This window comes from Candidatus Tiamatella incendiivivens (genome assembly GCA_015522635.1).
Taxonomy (GTDB): Archaea; Thermoproteota; Thermoprotei_A; order Sulfolobales; family Acidilobaceae; genus Tiamatella; species Tiamatella incendiivivens.
This window is the reverse complement of record WALW01000007.1, coordinates 36,764-56,690: the sequence shown is the minus strand read 5'-3', so window position 1 is coordinate 56,690 and position 19,927 is coordinate 36,764. Positions and strand designations below refer to the sequence as shown.

The 19,927-nt window shown below is 42.1% G+C and carries 18 protein-coding genes; 9 read left to right on the top strand and 9 right to left on the bottom strand.

Going from position 1 to position 19,927, the window contains the following annotated elements; genetic code table 11:
- Window positions 1-6 precede the first annotated feature (6 nt).
- Window positions 7-2,295: a beta-galactosidase trimerization domain-containing protein gene (locus tag F7B60_00970; protein MCE4614089.1), complete on the bottom strand. Its 2,289-nt coding sequence runs from the start codon at window positions 2,293-2,295 to the stop codon at window positions 7-9.
- A gap of 51 nt (window positions 2,296-2,346) precedes the next feature.
- Here F7B60_00970 and amrB point away from each other — a divergent pair, with 51 nt between their 5' ends.
- Window positions 2,347-3,240 (top strand): AmmeMemoRadiSam system protein B, encoded by an 894-nt coding sequence (gene amrB / locus F7B60_00965; protein ID MCE4614088.1) that lies wholly within the window; start codon window positions 2,347-2,349, stop codon window positions 3,238-3,240.
- Here the strand turns inward: amrB and F7B60_00960 are convergent.
- Together F7B60_00960 and F7B60_00955 are read right to left on the bottom strand one after the other, a co-directional pair.
- Entirely contained in the window at window positions 3,237-4,136 is a 900-nt protein-coding gene (locus tag F7B60_00960; protein ID MCE4614087.1) for a pyridoxal-phosphate dependent enzyme, read from the bottom strand. The two genes, amrB and F7B60_00960, sit on opposite strands and share 4 nt — an antisense overlap.
- A 2-nt stretch (window positions 4,137-4,138) precedes the next feature.
- Complete coding sequence (locus tag F7B60_00955) at window positions 4,139-6,100, bottom strand: AMP-binding protein (protein ID MCE4614086.1); 1,962 nt, start codon at window positions 6,098-6,100, stop codon at window positions 4,139-4,141.
- 213 nt (window positions 6,101-6,313) lie between these two features.
- Here F7B60_00955 and F7B60_00950 point away from each other — a divergent pair, with 213 nt between their 5' ends.
- Together F7B60_00950 and F7B60_00945 are read left to right on the top strand one after the other, a co-directional pair.
- The gene (locus tag F7B60_00950) at window positions 6,314-6,826 is read left to right on the top strand and encodes a DUF445 family protein (protein ID MCE4614085.1); all 513 of its coding nucleotides are present in this window, start codon (window positions 6,314-6,316) and stop codon (window positions 6,824-6,826) included.
- A gap of 89 nt (window positions 6,827-6,915) precedes the next feature.
- Entirely contained in the window at window positions 6,916-7,257 is a 342-nt protein-coding gene (locus F7B60_00945) for a thioredoxin family protein (protein MCE4614084.1), read from the top strand.
- 8 nt (window positions 7,258-7,265) lie between these two features.
- Here F7B60_00945 and acnA read toward each other — a convergent pair whose 3' ends face one another.
- A complete protein-coding gene (gene acnA, locus F7B60_00940) occupies window positions 7,266-10,037 on the bottom strand; it encodes an aconitate hydratase AcnA (protein ID MCE4614083.1) in 2,772 nt (923 codons plus the stop codon).
- A 152-nt stretch (window positions 10,038-10,189) separates the two neighbouring features.
- Here acnA and F7B60_00935 point away from each other — a divergent pair, with 152 nt between their 5' ends.
- Complete coding sequence (locus tag F7B60_00935) at window positions 10,190-10,621, top strand: acyl-CoA thioesterase (protein MCE4614082.1); 432 nt, start codon at window positions 10,190-10,192, stop codon at window positions 10,619-10,621.
- On the opposite strand, the gene F7B60_00930 is transcribed toward F7B60_00935, so the two are convergent.
- The 3 genes from F7B60_00930 to F7B60_00920 are packed head-to-tail and all read right to left on the bottom strand — an operon-like array spanning window position 10,591 to window position 12,586.
- The gene (locus tag F7B60_00930) at window positions 10,591-11,025 is read right to left on the bottom strand and encodes a ribbon-helix-helix domain-containing protein (GenBank protein ID MCE4614081.1); all 435 of its coding nucleotides are present in this window, start codon (window positions 11,023-11,025) and stop codon (window positions 10,591-10,593) included. The two genes, F7B60_00935 and F7B60_00930, sit on opposite strands and share 31 nt — an antisense overlap.
- A 6-nt stretch (window positions 11,026-11,031) precedes the next feature.
- Window positions 11,032-11,826, bottom strand: a complete 795-nt coding sequence (locus tag F7B60_00925) for a metal ABC transporter permease (GenBank protein MCE4614080.1) — start codon at window positions 11,824-11,826, stop codon at window positions 11,032-11,034.
- Window positions 11,816-12,586, bottom strand: a complete 771-nt coding sequence (locus F7B60_00920; protein MCE4614079.1) for a metal ABC transporter ATP-binding protein — start codon at window positions 12,584-12,586, stop codon at window positions 11,816-11,818. Before F7B60_00920 ends, F7B60_00925 begins: the two co-directional genes overlap by 11 nt.
- A gap of 65 nt (window positions 12,587-12,651) precedes the next feature.
- Between F7B60_00920 and F7B60_00915 the strand changes: the two genes are divergently transcribed.
- The 4 genes from F7B60_00915 to F7B60_00900 all read left to right on the top strand — a co-directional run bounded on the left by F7B60_00915 (window position 12,652) and on the right by F7B60_00900 (window position 16,253).
- Complete coding sequence (locus F7B60_00915) at window positions 12,652-13,548, top strand: zinc ABC transporter substrate-binding protein (GenBank protein MCE4614078.1); 897 nt, start codon at window positions 12,652-12,654, stop codon at window positions 13,546-13,548.
- A 182-nt stretch (window positions 13,549-13,730) separates the two neighbouring features.
- Window positions 13,731-14,768, top strand: a complete 1,038-nt coding sequence (gene wtpA / locus F7B60_00910; GenBank protein MCE4614077.1) for a tungstate ABC transporter substrate-binding protein WtpA — start codon at window positions 13,731-13,733, stop codon at window positions 14,766-14,768.
- Window positions 14,743-15,525, top strand: a complete 783-nt coding sequence (locus F7B60_00905; GenBank protein ID MCE4614076.1) for an ABC transporter permease — start codon at window positions 14,743-14,745, stop codon at window positions 15,523-15,525. The genes wtpA and F7B60_00905 overlap by 26 nt, the downstream gene beginning before the upstream one ends.
- Window positions 15,522-16,253 (top strand): ATP-binding cassette domain-containing protein, encoded by a 732-nt coding sequence (locus F7B60_00900; GenBank protein ID MCE4614075.1) that lies wholly within the window; start codon window positions 15,522-15,524, stop codon window positions 16,251-16,253. The genes F7B60_00905 and F7B60_00900 overlap by 4 nt, the downstream gene beginning before the upstream one ends.
- A 3-nt stretch (window positions 16,254-16,256) precedes the next feature.
- Here the strand turns inward: F7B60_00900 and F7B60_00895 are convergent, their stop codons facing one another.
- On the bottom strand, window positions 16,257-17,168 hold the full coding sequence (locus tag F7B60_00895; protein ID MCE4614074.1) for a prenyltransferase: 912 nt from the start codon (window positions 17,166-17,168) through the stop codon (window positions 16,257-16,259).
- A 148-nt stretch (window positions 17,169-17,316) separates the two neighbouring features.
- Between F7B60_00895 and F7B60_00890 the strand changes: the two genes are divergently transcribed.
- The gene (locus tag F7B60_00890) at window positions 17,317-18,369 is read left to right on the top strand and encodes a methylenetetrahydrofolate reductase C-terminal domain-containing protein (GenBank protein ID MCE4614073.1); all 1,053 of its coding nucleotides are present in this window, start codon (window positions 17,317-17,319) and stop codon (window positions 18,367-18,369) included.
- On the opposite strand, the gene F7B60_00885 is transcribed toward F7B60_00890, so the two are convergent.
- The gene (locus tag F7B60_00885) at window positions 18,366-19,739 is read right to left on the bottom strand and encodes a tryptophanase (protein ID MCE4614072.1); all 1,374 of its coding nucleotides are present in this window, start codon (window positions 19,737-19,739) and stop codon (window positions 18,366-18,368) included. The two genes, F7B60_00890 and F7B60_00885, sit on opposite strands and share 4 nt — an antisense overlap.
- Window positions 19,740-19,927: the final 188 nt, after the last annotated feature.

Sequence of the window (19,927 nt, the reverse complement as noted above, 5' to 3'; positions counted from 1 at the left end):
TGGAATTTACTCTTTGGGATGGACATACACTAATCTATATTCATTTACATATGGTATCTTCACTATAATACAGCCTTTTTCATACGTTACCTCGAACTCTTCTTCGCTTATAACATCAATGGCCTTAACATCTTTGGTTCCAAGTAGTTCTTCAGATATTCTTATCATAACTTCTCTTATCGGTATTATAGTTCTAGCAGGGTGAACGGTATATGTTAGAGAGAACCCGGGTGTTGACTGTTTGGATGGACCTGTTGGTGCATGTAGTATGCGCTGGTTATAAGTATGGTTTACTAGGTGGACTGTTACTCCTTCTCCAACATGATAGTACTCTGCTTGAATAGTTTCAGGTGCTTCCACCTTGATAGGGGGTTCACCTACATATTTTTCTAGTGGCCTTCTGAGTAATTCCCTGTAGTCTGGGTGGCCTAGTCTACTATAGTGTAATCCTAGTCTCATTCCATAATATATTATACCGCCTCCAGCTCCACCTATTTTTCTATGTATTATAGATGCTATATCAAGTATTGAATCCGGTGCTGGGGTACTTCTCCCCAGAGTATACTCGTATCCATAATGGCTTCTTCCCAGTCTTGTTCGTGCTAAAACCTCTGTGTCTATGGGGCGGGCCCGTACGAATTCTCCAAGCCTAACCTCTACTCTTTCATACTCGAATCTTATGCTCTGATCTCCGAAAGGTATAGCCTGAGGAAGTCCTTTCCATATTCCATTTGACTTATCTAGGTGGATATATGCATATCCGAATCTAAACATGCCTTCAAACTCTATTCCCATCAAGTCTTTCAAGGCAAGAGTGTGTGTATAAGTATAATCAGGTTTCATTGTCCCTAGTTCATGGCTTGCTATGATATACCCCCCGTTATGGGAGAAGTTAACTAGTCCTCTAATACAGTCGTCCGAGACAACTGTTGTGTTAGGCAGAATTATTACCTTATATTTCGACCATACGTCGTGTCTACTGATGTCTTTAAGGGATACTATGTCCCAGGGTATATGAAGGTTTGATAGCATATAGGTGAATCCTGATACTTCGCCAACATAAAATTCTGGGGACTTTCTGTACGCCTTTTCGAGGGTCTCAGTCGAAAATGCTATAGCAATATGGCTTACAGGCCTAGAAGTATCGAGATACTCTTCTGCCTTCTCTAGCTCTCCATATACTTGCTCCACAGCTTCCAAGGCTCTAGGATCCTCGAAAAGCTGGCTACTAAATAACAGTACCCATGGCTGTCCACCAGCAGCAACTACTTCCCTTATACCCTGCCGGACATGTATAAGTGGGGGGGACTGAGTGGTTCTAAGGAGATAGAACAAGTTCCTGCTAACAAATACCGGTTTAGTATTATCCCCCAAAACCCCTCTTGTAAGCTTAGTTGCGAGGGTAAGCATTCCAGGAGCATTTGTATCCACCTCTGATGCCTCGGCGAAAACAGCATCAAGTATGTTTCTGGACTTCTCAACTATGACGTTCCCACGTCCAGACCAACCAGCAGGATGACTATTGTAGAAGAACATTACATCTTTCCCAGCCTGCTTGGAAGCTCTCCATAGCTTCCGGAGAGCATCAACAATCACATTCTCCCTCCATTCCCAGGCCAATCTATACGCTTCCTCGTCAGCAGTATCATCCATAGGTAAATCAAAACCTGTTTCCTTCTTAAACCTAGCTTGACAGTACTTGCAATAGCAAGCTCTCTCCGGGTCAGGCATATACCTGAAGCTATCTAGTAAAACACCGTCTGCTCCTGTCGCTTTCAGGGATTCCTCCACTTCAGGAATAAAATACTCGTCCATGGCTGGGCTGTTTATACATATCAAAGGCCAATGAGGATCTCTGATCCTCATCTTTGTAGGATAGTGCTCTAATACCACTACCTCTCCTTCCTTAGTTCTCTGAGCCCAACTGGGATGCAGACTGTAAATATGTCGGTTTGCAGTATGAGCACTCATCACTACTACACGGATCCCCCTAGACTTTCCCTTCTCTACTAGTCTTGACACATCTAGATTCGAATTAGGATGGCGTGGATACAGTTTACTTCCGTCATAGAAAACCCTCCCCCAAGGATCTCGGGCAAATACTACTAACATGTTGGCATGTAGCCTCGAGGCTAGATCCAGTAGTAGATCATCGTTAACGCGGTATGCGTAGAAGCCGTATGGATCCTCTAGATTGAATTGTAATACTCTTAGGGGTTTACTCCACCAAGGCAATTCTATAGCACTCTCTTGATACTTGATTACTGGCTGTCTTCTCTCGGTTTCTCTTTTCATCCTTAAGCCGTTTTAAGGGGTAGAGAGTAATATAAAAACAATGGGTTAGAAATGACGGCTAGAGAACCAGTAGCGGGTATCTGGGGGTTTTACCCTCTAGATAAGGATTTACTTTTGAAGAGCATTAAGAGATGCTACTTGGATAAAGAATTTGGACCTGGAAAATTGCCTGAAGATAAGTCGCAGGAAAGTGTTCACGGTGGGATTGCTCCCCATGCAGGATACACGTATAGTGGTCCATGTACAGCATGGCTTTACCTCGACTTGGCCGAGAAAAGTGTCGATTTCGACACTGTTGTTGTAATAGGTACTAATCACACCGGATTCGGAGGCGATTTAACTACTACTTCAGCCTTTGACGAATGGATCACACCTCTAGGCAGGGTTCTAGTGGATATGGAGGTTGTAAGAGGCCTTCTGGGAGATATGCGTGGTATTGTCGATAATAGGAGGGCACACGAGCAGGAGCATTCGATAGAGGTTCAAATCCCATTTGCACAGTTTGCCCTTAAAGGAGATTGGAGGCTTGTTCCTATAGTTACTAAACCTTTTACACCGGATAAGGCGAGGTATTATGCTGAAAACATTATGAAGGTTCTAGGAGATTTAGATAGGAAGCCTTTGTTTATTGTTTCAAGCGACTTCACTCATCACGGTCCAATGTACGGATACGTTCTATATACTGTTAACCCTATAGATAAAGTAGGAGAGCTTGACAGATCGTTTATCAAGAAAATAACTGAAAAAGACACGATAGGCTTCTTTAACATGGTAAGAGAGTATAATTCAACGATCTGCGGATGGCCTGGAATAATGATTCTAATGGAGATAGCTAGGGGGAAAGGATGGGAGTTACGGTTGTTAAAGTACTATAATTCCGGGGAGCTTACAGGCGATCCCTCAGTTATTGTAGGCTACTCTTCGTTGTCAATGAGGGAGTCTTAGCCTATGATATAGGGGTAAAGCCTATCAGCTGCAATTATGGCTATCCTAGAGCCTTCACTGATTAAACCTTGCTCCAAAGCTTTTTCTATTGCTGCATATGAGGCACCTGTTGAGAGTCCTGTCAAGAGACCAGTCTTTTGGTAAAGTTTCCATGAGTGTTCCCATGCCTCTTCATTACTAACAGCCAATAACGCGTCCACTATTCCTCTGGACTGTGTGATTAAAGGGGGGACTTCTTTGCTCGCTAGCCCTGGGATAACGTCTCCACCTTTTCCGCCTGCTAGTGCACTGTTTCTGGGCGTTATTCCAACTATCTTTATTTCATTACTGAATTGCTTTAACCTAGATCCTACACCTACAATTGTGCCACCGGTGCCTATACCCATGAAAAACGCGTCCAACACACCGTTTAGCTGGTATAGCATTTCCTGCCCGGTTGCAGTGTAATGTATGAGTATATTGTATTCATTGTCATCCTGTCTCAGGGAGGTGCATCCCTTTGCTTTTGCTTCAGCTATCAATTCGTCTCTATCAGCGCCTCTGGGTGCTTCGATTAAAGTGGCGCCAAGAGCTTCAATCAGCTGCTTCTTAGTCTTAGGAGCTGCTGGTGTAGTGTATATTCTTGCATTTAATCCTAAGTATTTTGCAGCCCATGCCACTGCAAGAGCTGTATTACCACTACTTACCTCAGATATGCAGCCGTTCTCTTTTACCTCTCCTTTATCTACCAGGTTTTCTAGCATACCTAGAACTATGCGGTCTTTATGGCTTCCACTAGGATTAGTGTATTCCAATTTTACGCAGACATCTACTTTATCAATCGTGTAACATTTAATTGGGGTATTCCCTACCTGTAATCGCAGTTTCTCTAGTCTGTGTTTGAGAATAGAGTTCACTATTAGCCACCTTGTTTTAGCTTCTCAACCACGGCTCTTATCGATTCCAAGCTCTCCGGGTTTTCCAGGATCGATTTATCCTTAAGCTCCCATCCCTTTAATATTCCTCTGATCACACGTCTTAGAATCTTCCCACTCCTTGTTCTAGGGAGATCGTCTACTATGAGCACATATTTAGGCTCGAAGGGCTTCCCTAACTTCTCTACTACCAGGTTCTTAAGCTCTTCTTCCAGTCCGGTCACCTCTTTCTTCTCCTTCATAACAGAAAAGCAGGCTATTACTTCTCCTTTAATAGGGTCTGGAACCCCTATACAGGCAGTCTCAGCTACTTCAGGGTGGGAGTTTACTACGTCTTCTATCTCAGCAGATCCTATACGTTTACCGGCAACTTTTATCACATCATCTGCTCTACCTAGTATGAACCAGTAGCCTTCCCCGTCGATTAGAGCCCAGTCGCCGTGGTACCATACGCCTGGGAATCTCGACCAATATGTTCGTAGGTACCTGTCCGGAGGTTCTCCAAAGAAGCCCCATGTTAGGCTAGGTATGGGTTTCTTTATGACGAGGTAACCTACCTCCCTCCTTACAGGCTTTCCTTCATCGTTAAACACGTCAACATCGCATCCAAGCCCTGGGCCCCATAGTGTTGAAGGTTTCAGTGGAACGGTAGGTGATGGAAGTACTATGGGGCCGAACATGTCTGTTCCACCGCTTAAGTTTATTAATGGCCTTTTCCCTTTGCCTAGGGAGTACATTACCCACATCCAGGTGTCCCTGTCTATGGGCTCTCCTGTGTTACCAAACGTTCTGAGCGTGGATAGGTCATAGTTATCCGAGGCTTCACCTATATCCTTCTTTAATAGTCTTGCAACAGTTGCTGCAAACCCGAACTGAGTTATCTCGAAGTTATCTATCAAATCAAGTATTCTTGTGGGCTTAGGATAGTTTATTGCACCTTCTATTATAATGTGCGTTCCTCCCAGAGTGTTCACTCCTATTATCTGCCAAGGACCCATCATCCATCCTATATCAGTTACCCAGAAGAATTTATCCCCCTGTTTAAGGTCCATGTTGAAGTAAATGTCTTTGGTGGGCATTAGTAGTGCTCCGTGTTGCCGTATCTGTATTCCTTTAGGCTTCCCTGTTGTTCCACTAGTATACATTAGGAGTGCTATATCTTCGCCAGAGACTTCTTCTGCTTCGTATCTCGGCCTAGCACCGTTCTCAAGGTCATTGAACCAATACTCGTTACTCTGCAGCTCAACATTCGACCCTAGTCTTCTTGAGTATATTATAGCTGGAGGCTTGTAATTCGACAAGTTTAGAGCATTCCTCAAGTTTTGTAAAAGGTTTATCTTTTTACCTCTTCTATAGTACCCGTCTGCTGAAACTATTATCTTGGCTTTGCTCGCATCTATTCTCTCAGCTACACTAGCCGGGGCGAAACCGGAGAATACAGGGGCAACTGCTGCTCCTATCTTGAGAGCAGCATAGAAAGCTACCATCATGTCCGGGATCATGGTAATGTACAGTAGGATATTATCTCCTTTATTGGCTCCTAGTTCTACAAACCTGGAGGCCATTCTATCAATGCGTTCCTTTAACTTAGAATATGAATAGTATTCCAGTGAACCGTCTTCTCCTTGCCATATAAACGCTATTCTATCTCCATGACCGTTTTTAACATGCCTGTCTACAGTGTTGTAGGTTATATTAAGAGTCCCCCCAATATACCACTTAGTCCACATGGGCCCTCCTGACGTATCAATAGTTCTAGCTGGAGGATTGAACCATTCCGTACCAAGCCAATCAGGCAAATTACCCCAGAACCATTTTATATCATCAGTCGAGCGTTTAACGAACTCTTTGTAATCCTTCAACCCTTGAGATTCCATGAAAGATGTAACATTAGCTGAGTTGACTAAATCCTTTGGAGGATACCAAATATTAGGATACGAGTTCAAGGGAAAATAGCACCCTTCATTTTATCAGTCTAATATAAAATATTATAGCCAATGGTTGAATAAAAACGTGGGATTGCATCATCACAATATTAATACTGGAAGATTAGATTCCTCATCACCTGGTGAGCAATCTTCGACCTAACATTGCATACTTTGGAGATTATACTAACGTTTGGGGTGATAGGTGGAATCATAGGGTATTTCACGAACGTATTGGCAATCAAAATGCTGTTCCACCCTAAAGATAAAATATGCCTCCTACCTGGCAGGAGACTATGTTTTCAGGGAGTAATCCCAGGTAAGAAGAAAGAGCTCGCATTAAGGCTGGGCGAGATATTCTCCAGTTATGCTATGACTACTGATGCCTTAAACAGGTATTGGGATAAAATAGAAGGTTCCATGGCAACTGCTGTTAGGGAAATCCTCCAAGAAAAGCTTCAAAGCCTCCCAATAAGGATTCCTATATTGGCTAATGCTATTCCACTATTATCCGAGGCCCTAGCAGAAAATCTATCACCTTACCTGAGGAAACTTGGGGAACAGGCTTCAAGCAAAATTGATATGGGGGAACTTATTGAATCAGAATTTAATAGACTAGATGTAAATGACCTTGAGGATATTTTCCATAAAATAGCAGGAAGAGAGCTCGGCTTCGTGGAATACATGGGATTCATTCTAGGATTCGTTATTGGAGTAGTTGAAGGCATCATAGCCATTCTCATCTAAACTCCTTTGAACTCGAACAAAGTTTATCCATTCGAATATATATAAACCTATAAAAACTATCCGGCCAATCGTAGGTTTAGGTGAGATTTGTGGAGAAATACGAATCAGTCTACGAAGCACAGGGTTGCAGTATTATTGAGAAATACTTTAAAACAAAAAAGCCGGTAGTCATTGCTTTCTCCAGTCCCACTTGCGGGGCATGCGAAATATATAAACCAGAGTTTGATTATGCTAAGGAGCAATTCCCGGAAATCGAATTTGTATGGTTCAACATAGCTTCTTGTCCTGAAGCGGCATTCCACTTAGGAATTCCTGGGACGCCTACTACTATAGTAGTCGATAATGGAGTGATAAAGGGAGCTTGGGTTGGGGCTGTACCAGCTGATAATGTCGGCGAGGCTGTAAAGAATATAATGGAAGAAAAAGAGTGAGATATTCTTTACTGACTTTTGTGCTCTTTATACAATTTTCTCAGGACGTACTGCAATATTCCTCCATGTTTGAAGTATTCTACCTCAACATGCGTGTCTAATCTCGTCTTTACCTTGAATTCTGTGACACTACCATCAGGTTTTGTTGCCCTAACATTCAGTATTTTACCCGGATCCATACCTTCCTCAATACCAATTATATCGTATACTTCTTCTCCTGTTAATCCTAAGCTCTTTGCATTTTCTCCGGGCATAAACTCTAGTGGCAAAACCCCCATTCCAACTAAGTTGCTTCTATGGATTCTCTCAAAGCCTTCTGCTATTACAGCCTTTACTCCAAGTAGGTATGTTCCCTTGGCTGCCCAGTCTCTGCTTGATCCTGTCCCATACTGTTTCCCGGCAATAACTATCAGAGGTATACCTTCTTCCTTATACTTCATGGCTGCGTCATATGCCGTCATAACAGCGCCGTCGGGGAAATGCCTCGTCCATCCTCCTTCCCTATCCGGTACTAGGAAGTTCCTTATTCTTATATTAGCAAAAGTACCTCTCATCATTACCTCGTGGTTGCCTCTTCTTGAGCCATACGTATTAAACTCGTAAGGCTTTACTCCGTGTCCAATTAGATATTTACCTGCAGGACTATCTTTCGGTATTGCCCCCGCTGGACTTATGTGATCTGTTGTCACTTTGTCACCAAGCACCATCAGCACTCTAGCACCTCTAATATCTTTGAGCTCCGGCGGCTCAAGGGTTATATTCTCAAAGAATGGCGGCCTCCTTATATAGGTTGAATCAGGGTCCCAGTGGAATAACGTACCTGCAGGTGCCTGTAGAGACTTCCATCTATCGTCGCCCTCGAAGACGTTAGAATATTTCTCCTTGAACATTCCAGGCTTAATGGCCTTCTCCATATATTCCCTTATCTCTTTCTGGCTAGGCCATATGTCCCTTAGATATACGGGGTTACCGTTAGGGTCATACTGTATTGGCTCTTTCTCAAAGTCTATATCTACTCTTCCAGCTAGAGCGTATGCAACCACTAGTATCGGGCTTGCGAGATAGTTCCCTCTGCTGAGGGGGTGTATTCTGCCCTCGAAGTTCCTGTTGCCGCTCAATACTGATGCAGCATATAGATCATAGCTTTGTACGGCTTTCGCGACAGGTTCAGGTAGTGGTCCACTGTTACCTATACATGTCGTGCACCCGAATCCTACTACATGGTACCTAAGAGCCTCAAGATACGGTAGGAGGCCAGCTTCCTTGAGGTAGTCTACGACTACCCTGCTTCCAGGTGCTAAGCTTGTCTTTACATGTGGGCGTGTCTTTAAGCCTAGTTCAACCGCTTTCTTAGCGAGTAATCCCGCTCCTATGAGTACGCTGGGGTTGCTGGTGTTTGTACAGCTGGTTATAGCTGCAATGACAACGCTTCCATGAGTCATTATGGATTTATCACCGTGAACTACTACTTCGACTTCTGGTTTGTGGAGTTCTTCTTCCACGATCTCATGGTGCGGAGCACCTTCATGATGCAAATAGTCTCCACCCGTTGTTCCCCTCATTTTCCTTCTCTGATCTAGGAAGTCCCTGATGTGCTGTTCAACGATTTCCTTTGCATTCTTCAGAGGTATTCTTTCATCCGGCTGCCGTGGACCTGCTATTGACGGTTCTATTGTAGACATATCTAGAACCAGGACTTTCGTATATACGGGTTCAGGGTTGTCTAGATTATAGAATAGCTTCTGTTTTTTAAGGTATTCCTCAACGAACTTAATGTGTTCCGGTGGTCTACCTGTTAGCCCCATGTATGTCAATGTAACCTCGTCTGGTGGGAAATAGCCCATTGTAGCACCATATTCAGGAGCCATGTTGGCTACAGTAGCTCTGTCGGGTAGGCTTAGCTTCTTCACACCTGGACCGAAGAATTCTACGAATTTCCCGACAACTCCTTCTTTCCTAAGTAACTCTGTTACTGTTAGAACTAAATCTGTAGCTGTTGCTCCTTCCGGGAGTTCTCCTACTAGTTTGACTCCTACTACGTCTGGGACTAGCATGTAGTAGGGTTGTCCAAGCATGACTGCCTCTGCTTCTATTCCTCCGACTCCCCATCCTAGGACTCCTAGACCGTTGATCATAACTGTGTGGCTGTCTGTACCTATAAGTGTATCTGGAAAGGCTTCTAAACCGTTCTTTGTTTCCCTTATATGTACTAGCTGTGCCAGGTACTCTAAGTTTACTTGGTGGATTATACCTTTACCAGGCGGAACCACCCTGAAATTGTTTAACGCTTTCTGCGCCCACTTTAGCAGCGTATATCTCTCACGGTTTCTCCTATACTCCATGTCTAGGTTCTTGAATACTGAATAGACAGTGCCGTAGAAGTCTACCTGTACGCTGTGATCTATTATAAGATCCCCGGGTATTAGAGGGTTTACCCATGAGGGATCCCCGCCTAGTTCCTGCATAGCATCCCTCAGTGCTGCAAAGTCTACTACTGCAGGGACTCCTGTGAAGTCCTGTAATACCACTCTAGAGGGCATGAAGGGTATTTCCTTCCTTTCACCCTGTGGCTCCCATTTCGCTAGTGCTAGCACGTCTTCTTCTGTAACGACATAGCCGTCATAGTGTCTGGCTTGGTTTTCCAATAGTACTCTTATCGAGTATGGCAATTTATCGAGTTCTGTTATTCCTAGTTCTTCTAGTTTCCTTAGACTGTAAATCTTAGTTCTGCCTTCATATGTATCCATTTCCTCTAAGATGTTTTTCTTATCAAACGGCAATACAATACACCTCAAAACTGTTCTAGTAACAGGCTTTTTTCCAAGTCTCTCTAGTGGATGCAAGATGGTTATAAAAATAGCTAGAATAAATTCTTGATTAAGCATATATTTTCGATATAAACAGCGTTCCCTACACGGTGAAGCGTTTGAAAATGGGAGACATATTCAATATGAAATGGCGTGTATGGTGGAGCGAGACCGATGCTGCTGGAATAATGCATTTCTCCAGGTACTTCATTATATGTGAGAGACTAGAAGAAGAATTCTACTTTCACATAGGTATGGGGGAGAAAGCTAGAATGTCAGGGAGAAAAATATGGTTTCCCAGAGTGCATGCTAAATGTGATTACAAGAAACCACTACTTCCAAGAACCACATATGAAGTAGCATTGACAAAGATAGAACTGGGAGAAAGTAGTATTACATATTACTATGAGTTTAGGAATGATACCAGCGAAACTGTAGCAACATGCAGTATAGTGACTGTTTCGGTAACCGGGTTCCCACCCAAGAAAATTTCTATACCTATGGAACTGAGAGAAATACTGAAAGCTCATGGTGCAGTAGATAAGTTCTGTTCTTGATCCTTCTGAGGAGGCCTAATAACTATATACCTGGTCATCTCAACTCCTGTTTCCCTTAGCCTTCTCTCGAACTCAGTGATCCTTGTACTGTTACCTTTTACATGGAGCATTCGTATGCATGTGCCGTCACTAGTATGGAAATGTAATCCTATCAGTGCAATGTCAGTATAGCCTTCAATTACGTTAGAGACCCTGCCCGCGAGGTTGGTTGAATGTTTGACTAGTAGAATACCCTCACAGTCATGTGGAGTTATTATGTGAAGCCTATCATGTATATATTCCTCTAGGGCTCTTTCCACTAGGCTACTCCTGGTTGTACCTAGCCTTGTCGCTAGTAAATCTAGATCCATTGCTATACGTTCATCTATAGATATACCAAACCTTCTCTTCCCAGTAGACTCCAAAGCTATTCACCTTCTCCAAACTATAGCTAATATGTAAACAACTAGTAATACAAGCCCTACACTAGCACTTACTTGAAGGTTTAAGGATATGCCTAAGAAGAGTCCTGTTATAGCGCTTAGAACAGCTGCAGTAATACTATACAATACGACATTTCTACCACTGTTCGATATGAGTAATGCTACAGAAGCGGGTAAGAGTATTAGCACATGCTCCAGTACATACCCTACTGTTCTCATGAACCCTATGGATGAGAGGGAAAGTAGTAATAGGAAAACAATATCATACAGAGAGGCGTGAATTCCAGAGGATACAGCGAAATCCCTATCAACTCCTAATAATATTTGCTCCCTCATGAATGGTACTAAGAGGACTAGTAAGAGTACTGTGATAGCTAAAACTAAGTAGATATCATTCCATGTTGAGAGAAGAGGGTCGCCTAAGATATAGCCCCACAAGCTAGATTTTAGTGGATACCTGGTGAGTACATAGTATATTAAAGCCACACTTAGTGATGCTGTAGCAGCCACGTATACCGAGGTTCCAACATCCTCTTCTATGCCTTTTTTCTCAAGAGCATAGATTATGAGGGGTAGTGGTGTGCCTATAACGATAGCCCAGAGGCTTGGAGATAATCCGTACTCGACGCTTAAAGGTATACCTAGCACCGCCGCTAAGAGAGCTGAATGAGGCATGGCAGCAGCTAAGAACATCATTCTCCTAGCAGTAACAATGGGGCTTAACACTCCAAACGCAAGTCCCGCTAGCGTGATAAGTATCAACCATCTGATTTCAAACAGCATGGGTATCCACCAAGTGGATGCATTCCTTGATTGGGACAACCATTTCGCCGTAAATCTCACGGAGGATTTCTGGTTTAAGAACTTCCGTTGGCTTACCGATAGCCTTTATTCCTCTCCAGAAAACTATGAGTAGCCTCGCCCTCTCCTTGAAGATTGTTGGGTCATGCGTTGTTAGCAGGACAAGCTTGCTCTTCGAGAGTTTTTCGATAAACTTTATGATGCCAAACTTACCTTTGGGGTCTATAGCTGATGTGGGCTCGTCTAGTAATAGAATACGAGTATCGGGTACTACTGTTCTCGCTATCATAAGCCTTTGAATTTGACCTCCACTCAGCTCCGATAGGGGTTTATCCATGAATTCTAGAGCTCCAAGCTCCTTGACTATCTCTTCGGCTTTCCTACTAACCCAGAGTGGCACTTTAAGTCTCGGAGGCCTCATCCTGAACAGGACACTACTTTCTACGAACTCTCTCCCCGTGACTGGGAATGACCTGTTAACCTGTGATAATTGAGGCATATAGCCTATGTATTTTCCAGCTAATTTAGAATTCCCAGTCACATCGATATTATTTATTTTAATAGCGCCTTTGACAGGTTTTAAGAGGCCGACCAGTGTTTTGAAAAATGTAGTTTTCCCAGCTCCGTTAGGGCCTATAATCACAATTAGTCCAGGCCCTTCTAACTCGATGTTAAGATCGTGGATTACCTCTTCGTTTCTTAGATGTACTGTTACGTTTTCCGCCGTAATCGTTGGCTCCATTCCTGCTTCCCGCAATTCTTATTATTGTGCACAAATTTATAAATTATATACCTTGGGTGTGCACAATGAGTACGATGTCGAGAATGGCTTCAATAATAATATTAGCACTTATAATCACCAGTGTAGGATACTATATACTGCAAAATAATAGTAAAAAAGTAACTCAGAGCAATGAGATTCTAATAGTGTCTACATTTCCATCACTCGTAGATGATATCAAACTGGTTACATGTGCGAATGAGACTGTTGAAACAATTGTACCTAAGGGTGTTGATCCTCATGATTACCAGTTAACGCCAAGGGATGCTGGTCTTTTGAAGAAAGCTACAGTTATAGTTTCAACAGGACATGCTCCATTTGAAATTAAAATTCGGAATCTAGTTGAGAGTAATGAGACTAGAGCTATTCTAATTGAAATACCGAAAATGCCGGGGATAAAGATACTGAATAACCCTGTAACAGGTGAGCCAAACTATCATATGCCGATTATGGACCCCTATAACTACATTCTCTTCATGGAAAAACTAGTCACAGTCCTAAATCAAGTCGACCCTAAGTGCGCAAGTATACATGTGCAAAACCTGCATAAAGTCAATGCTGAAATAGAACAATTGTTAAAATTCAAGGGAGAGTATAATATGACAGTAATAGCATCAGACCCAACAGTGCAATACGAGGTTTCATGGCTGGGGCTAAAGGTTAAGTATCTGTTCGTTATTGAACATGGCACACCAGCATCTTTCGATGAACTCAATAAAATAAACAAGGCACTTACAAGTAAGGAAGTTCATTGTATAATCGCTTCAACCTCAACCTCGAGGCAACTTCAAGACCTCATTAACAGTATAAGCGCAGGCTCGTTCAATGTTAGGATAGCCTATATTCCCGGACCTCTTGCTGATGGAAGTATCCCAGAGAAACTTAATGAAACAATAACAGATCTACAGGTTTGCCAAAAATAGCGTGCTTTTTACCGGTATATATAGAGTTTTTGCATACCTCGTTAATCCTATTACGGGAATCTTTTTTTGTTTGTAAATAATATTAGTGATTAAAGCTAGCCTGGCTAGGAATTTATCCGTTATCGGATATCCGATAATTTTAAAAGCTAATGATCCCAAACGAGAAGACACGGTGGTCTATATTGACAAGTTCGAAAGCCGCACTAGTGATAATCATTCTTATCATCATAGCCGGATCCCTAGCTTTTGAGCACTATGAAAGTAATAAAAAGCAAAATGTAGAACTAGTCGTATGCAACGCCGGTAGCTTGACAATTCCACTGCAGAAAATATCAGATACCTACCAAGAGGAAACCGGTGTGAAAATACTCCTAGAACCCAGCGGTAGCGTTGATGCAGTTAGAAAAGTGACAGACCTGCATAAAACATGCGATATAGTCGCTGTAGCTGATTACAGGCTTATACCCTTGTACATGTATCCAAACTATACGAAATGGTATGTAGAATTTGCTTCTAACAAACTCGTTATCGTTATGAGTCAAAATACCAAAGGAAACCATAGTTTGACAAGCATTCTAAATGACATGCTCAACTCCAATGTTAAATACGGATTCTCCGATCCTAACAGAGATCCATGCGGTTACAGATCAGTAGGCGTTATCGGCTTACTGAGCCTGTATCTTCATAATATGTCACTACTAGAGAACCTCGTTATCCATAAAATACCCGGATCAAAATACAATCTTACCAATGGTACACTAAGCATATATATACCACCATCATTTAACCCCACTGGCAACTTAGTAATTAGACCTAAAAGTATACAACTTATCTCCCTACTGGAGTCCGGCGAACTAGATTATGCGTTCGAGTATCAGAGTGTTGCAGTTCAACACAACCTGAGTTATATAACACTTCCAGATGATGTAAACTTAGGCAATCCGGACTATGCTCAAAACTATTCCAAAGTTATTGTCCACATATTAGTAGGAACAAATAGTGAGAAAGCAATAACTATGGCACCTATAGTATACGGTTTAACTATACCTACAACATCCAAGCAGCAGAATGATGCTCTAAAATTTGTTAAGTATATACTAAAAGACGGGGGGAATGTTTTCAATAATCTTGGCCAACCTTTCTTGGAGAAACCAATAGGTTCAGGCGTCATTCCAAGGGAATTGGTGAGACTTGTTGAAGAATCAAACAGTAAAAGTTAACAAGTTCGAATACATAATCATAGGCTTATCCGCATTGTTACTGTTCTTCATAGTTGCACCACTTGTATCTCTTTTTATGGAAGCGAATCCTAGTTTGTCAGGAAAAATGATTGAAAATCAAGAAGTTATCAATGCTATTAAAGTTTCACTTGAAGCTTCCATATTGAGTGTTTTACTTCTCATTGTAACGGGAGTCCCACTTGCCTACATCTTAGCTCGACACAGTTTTCCGGGAAAACAGTTTGTCGAAGCATTAGTAGATCTCCCCCTCGTCATGCCTCATGCAGTTGCCGGGATAATGATACTCTCTGCATTCGGTTCGAGAGGGCTATTGGGAAGCTATTTCAGTGACATAGGATTCATCATCGAAGACAACTTTAAGGGTATTGTAATAGTTATGGCATTTGTTTCTATTCCTTTACTCGTTGATACTGTTAAGGTAGGATTCCAATTAATCGGATCGTCATTAGAATCTGTAGCACGAACTTTAGGAGCAAGTGAATGGAGGGCGTTTACTTCTATTACACTTCCATTATCATTTAAACATATTCTAGCTGGAGCCCTTCTTGGATGGGCAAGGGGTTTAAGTGAGGTTGGTGCTTTACTTGTAGTTGCATACTATCCTAAAACGGTTAACATACTCATACTTGAATATTTGAGTGTTTATGGATTAAAGTATGCTGCAACGTTATCTGCAATTTACGCGTCGATTGTATTACTAATATTTATTGTATTGAAGATGGTGGCTTCGAAATGATAATGCTAGATAAAATAAATGTTAAACTAGAGGGTTTTGAGCTATGGGTTGACAGACTAGAAGTAGGTGAAGGAGAATATCTAGCTGTTCTAGGAGGCAGCGGTGTGGGTAAAACACTACTCATCTATACTATTGCTGGTCTCATAAAACCTGATAAAGGGAGAGTTTATGTGGGAAGTATTGACGTAACTGAATTTCCACCAGAGAAGAGGGGAGTCTCGCTTGTACCTCAGGATTACGCGTTATTTCCTCATATGACTGTAATCAATAATATAATCTATGGAATGCGGGTAAGGGGGGTGCCTAAAAACGAGGCATACAATAAAGCCCTATATCTAGCAAGGTTATTAAAAATAGAAGAAATTCTTGATAGGAAGCCAGATACGTTAAGCGGGGGAGAAAAGCAACGGGTTGCTTTAGCTAGAGCATTAGCTGTGGATCCTAAAGTAATCTTGCTTGACGAGCCTTTCAATGCTCTTGATCCAGAGCTCCAGTTGAAAGGTCTGAGGTTTCTGAAGAGTTTGAGGGAAAAGCTTGATTTCACGGCAATACATGTAACTCACAATATTTTGGAAGCATTGTTTATTGCTGATAAAATAGCCTATATGCTTAAAGGAAAACTAGTTGGCGTATTCGGTAAAGACGAGTTTCTCAAAACAGAGTATTCGAAACCATATGTCAATCTCATTGAAAACTTATCTATAGGTCTGAATAAAAGCTGGGTTTGAATTTTATTTTACCCAGTAACCTGCAATGCACACGACGATAATACCGACGAGATATAGTATTGCATAGTTTTGGAGTACACCTGCTACTCTGGGATCCGCATCTGGCGGAGCCTTTCCCGTGTCCATCATCCTAAATAGATCTCTTCCCTGCCTTATCGTTAGATATATGGGTAACGCTGATATGAACAATGCGTACTTTATAGGCAGATATAGCAGTGGAATAGTATACGTTAGAATTATGAGTGCCTTAAATAGTTTCCTTCCTTCATTAAAGCCTAATACTGTAGCTAGAGTCCTTATACCTCCCTCTTTATCTACTCCAACGTCCCTTAGGTTGTTAGCTAGAAGCACATTAACAACAAGTATCGCCATCGGCATTACAATAATTATGGGCATCCAGTCTATTTTCCCAGTAGCAAGGTAATAGTTTCCCATAGGAATTACAACACCCCATGCTAAATAAACACCTATCTCTCCCAAAGCATGATATTTCAGTGGAAAAGGCGGACCTGTGTAAATGTATGCAAGTATGAATCCTATTAACCCTAATGGAATGGCCAAAGGTCTACTCGTGTACCACACCAAAGCTGCTAGTATAAGGCCTACTATACCGGATATTAGGCCTAAGAGTAACGTTTCTCTAGGCGATAGTATTTGATGGAGTATTGGATGAGGTCTATATTCAACCGTCCCCACCCCACGCCTATCCAGTCCTTTCTTAGTATCATAGTAATCGTTCAATACGTTAACCATGGCATGGAGAAGAACGCTGCCAATAAGGCCTATAGTTAGCAGCATCCAATCAATGGGATATCCATTATAACATCCCGCTAACCCTGCAATCAGCCCAACTAGAATAGTCATAGGGAAACTCCAAGGTCTTGTAGCTAGGAACACCATCTTTGCTTTGCCCATACATCTCCACCTGAAAATGATTTTATGCTACACTTTATGGAATAATAAACAGTATACTCATAAAAAGGGTATTGAAGCAGCATATGATTTGTTTTAATAGTTTACTCCGAGACAGATTTGACATTAGCTACTAGTGATGGTGGGTTTCTTGGAAAAAGGCTGCCCTAAAAACATGGTTAACGGGCCTTGTGGAGGAGTTGACCCTAAGGGTAGGTGTGAGGTTGATGGTAGACCTTGCCCATATATTCAGCTCCTTGAGGACAAGCCGGAAGTTTTAGAGAATCCCATTCTAGGCCCTGGTTTCATTAAGAGGGATATTAGCCTTGATCTAAAAGGATACGCAGGTTTTATGGAGAAAATGCTCAACAATAATATTGTATTCCTCTTAGAATTGGAGCCCAGTAGACGCGGGCATGGATTAAGATTCCTGGATCAAGCAAAGTCGTTTAAAGGACTTGTAGACGGGTTCTCAATAACGGATAACCCATTAGGCAGAGTACAGGCAGACCCTGTTGCTGCAGCAGGTTATCTGAGAGCTAACGGATTCACTGAAGACATACTAGTTCATCTATCATGCAAAGATCGTAACAGAGCCAATCTTACTAGTTCAGCATTGGGCGGCCTCTGGTTGGGTGTAAGAAGTTACCTTGCCTTAACTGGTGACTGGCCTGGGATCATGGCTGGACCTCACGTCAAACCAGTATTCGACCTAGACGCCGTGAGGCTAATTTATATGCTTAGATTACTCCGAGATCACGGGTTAGATTATATGGGAGGTAAGATCAAGGAAGTTCCAGGATTCAACATTGCAGGTGCAACGAACCCGTATTCATTATGGGAGATCGAGCTGAGGAAGCTAAAGGCTAAGAGGAAAGCCGGGATGGAGTTCATCGTTTCACAACCCCTCTTCAATGACGAAGCAATAAGAAAGCTAAAAGACATTAAAGATGAACCATTACTCCGGAATTTGCCTCTAATAGCTACTGTAATGCTTGTAAGAAATAAGTGGGATAGAAGCGTTGTTAAAAATCACTTCCACTTGAACCTAGAGAGAATAACCGATCCCTTGAAAGAGCTTGAAAATACAATTAATATGCTCCTATCCCTGAACTATATAAATGGTATTTTAATAGTTTTCTCAGGAGACTGGAACTATGCGGAAGGAATAGCAAACATAATAAAACAATTTAGAGAACTCTAGACTGGCTCAAGTCTTGCTAGGAAGTGCCTTATACCCTTAATAGGAGGTTCCCAAATTATTCTTAAACCCTTAACTTTACGGGAGTTAGTTACTATCACTCCTAGCGATCTAGCTGCATAGTCTATATGACTAACCGTATAGACCCTCCTCGGAATCGCTAGTCGAAGGAACTCGTTTTCCGGGTACTCCACACCTTTCTCTGTTTCTCTAGCAAAGGCAAGCGCCCCGAGTCCTACTCCTCTGACACCACTTTCAAGGTATAGATGAACAGCCAAGGCATCTGCAGGGAACTGTTCCCTTGGTATATGAGGAAGCGTTTCGAGTGCATCTATATAGACTGCATGGCCACCATATGGATGTACAACAGGAACACCTTCCTCGATAAGCCTCTCATATAAATATCTAGTTTGACTTATTCTTGACTGGAGATAATTCTCGTCAATAACCTCCCTGAGCCCTGTAGCAATGGCGTCAAGGTCTCTTCCTGCAAGACCCCCATAGGTAACATAGCCTTCCTCAAGCACTACTCTTGCAGACATCTCGTTATAGAGTTCTTCGCTCTTAGTCGCTATAAACCCTCCAATATTTGCTAAGGCATCCTTCTTAGCGCTCATAATCGCGTGGTCAGCATAGAACATTGTTTCTTTTACTATTTCCTTTACGCTTTTACCTTGATATAATGGGTGTCGTTCCTTGAGAAGGAAAGCATTCTCAGCAAACCGACTGATATCGAGAACCAAAGGGATACTGTAGTCGTCCGCTAGTTTCCTCGCGGCTCTGATATTCTCAAGAGACACTGGATGACCTCCCATCGTATTATTAGTCAAAACCAGTAGAATAAATGAAACTTTTCCTGTTGACAGAACATTCTCGAGCTTTTTCAAGTCAATGTCTCCTTTGAACGGATAATTGCTCTTATAATTTAATGCCTCCTTTATCGGCAGATCCAGAGGTTTTGCTCCATAAAATTCTATGACAGCCTTCCCGGTATCAAAATGAGTATTAGCAGGAACCGTATTTGCTGGTTTACTCTTATCAAGCAGTGTGGTATACAGGATCCTTTCTGCAGCTCTACCTTGATGCACAGGTAAAACGAAAGGAAATCCCAGGACTTCCTCAACAGCATCATTGAATCTAAACCAACTATCAGCTCCTGCATAAGATTCGTCTCCCATCATAAGAGAAGCCCATTGCTCCTTGCTCATAGCACCCGTACCGCTATCAGTCAGCAAATCGATAAATATATCCCTGCTTCTTAAACGAAACACGTTCCAGCCGGCTTCGATCAGGTGCTTATGACGCTCTTCTCTAGGGGGGAGCCTTATCTTTTCAACCATCTTAACCCGGTAATACTCTATGGGCAAACCCAAGTATTACACACCCCAGGAATATAATAGAATATAAGACTCTCTCGTTCAAGCTTGTTATTATTGCTATAATAAAAACAATAAGTCAATCGTCCCGATGATCTCTAGTAGATTTTAATTGTATAACTTAAGGTATTAAATACGATTCAAGAGATATCTTACAAGAAAATTTTTCTATAACGCTAAATGGA

Bases quoted from the DNA above. Each gene is read 5' to 3' on its own strand.
- F7B60_00925 (MCE4614080.1), bottom strand. From the start codon at position 11,826: ATGCTGTTTGAAATCAGATGGTTGATACTTATCACGCTAGCGGGACTT.
- F7B60_00900 (MCE4614075.1), top strand. From the start codon at position 15,522: ATGATAATGCTAGATAAAATAAATGTTAAACTAGAGGGTTTTGAGCTA.
- F7B60_00915 (MCE4614078.1), top strand. From the start codon at position 12,652: ATGAGTACGATGTCGAGAATGGCTTCAATAATAATATTAGCACTTATA.
- amrB (MCE4614088.1), top strand. From the start codon at position 2,347: ATGACGGCTAGAGAACCAGTAGCGGGTATCTGGGGGTTTTACCCTCTA.
- F7B60_00935 (MCE4614082.1), top strand. From the start codon at position 10,190: ATGGGAGACATATTCAATATGAAATGGCGTGTATGGTGGAGCGAGACC.
- F7B60_00895 (MCE4614074.1), bottom strand. From the start codon at position 17,168: ATGGGCAAAGCAAAGATGGTGTTCCTAGCTACAAGACCTTGGAGTTTC.
- F7B60_00970 (MCE4614089.1), bottom strand. From the start codon at position 2,295: ATGAAAAGAGAAACCGAGAGAAGACAGCCAGTAATCAAGTATCAAGAG.
- F7B60_00920 (MCE4614079.1), bottom strand. From the start codon at position 12,586: ATGGAGCCAACGATTACGGCGGAAAACGTAACAGTACATCTAAGAAAC.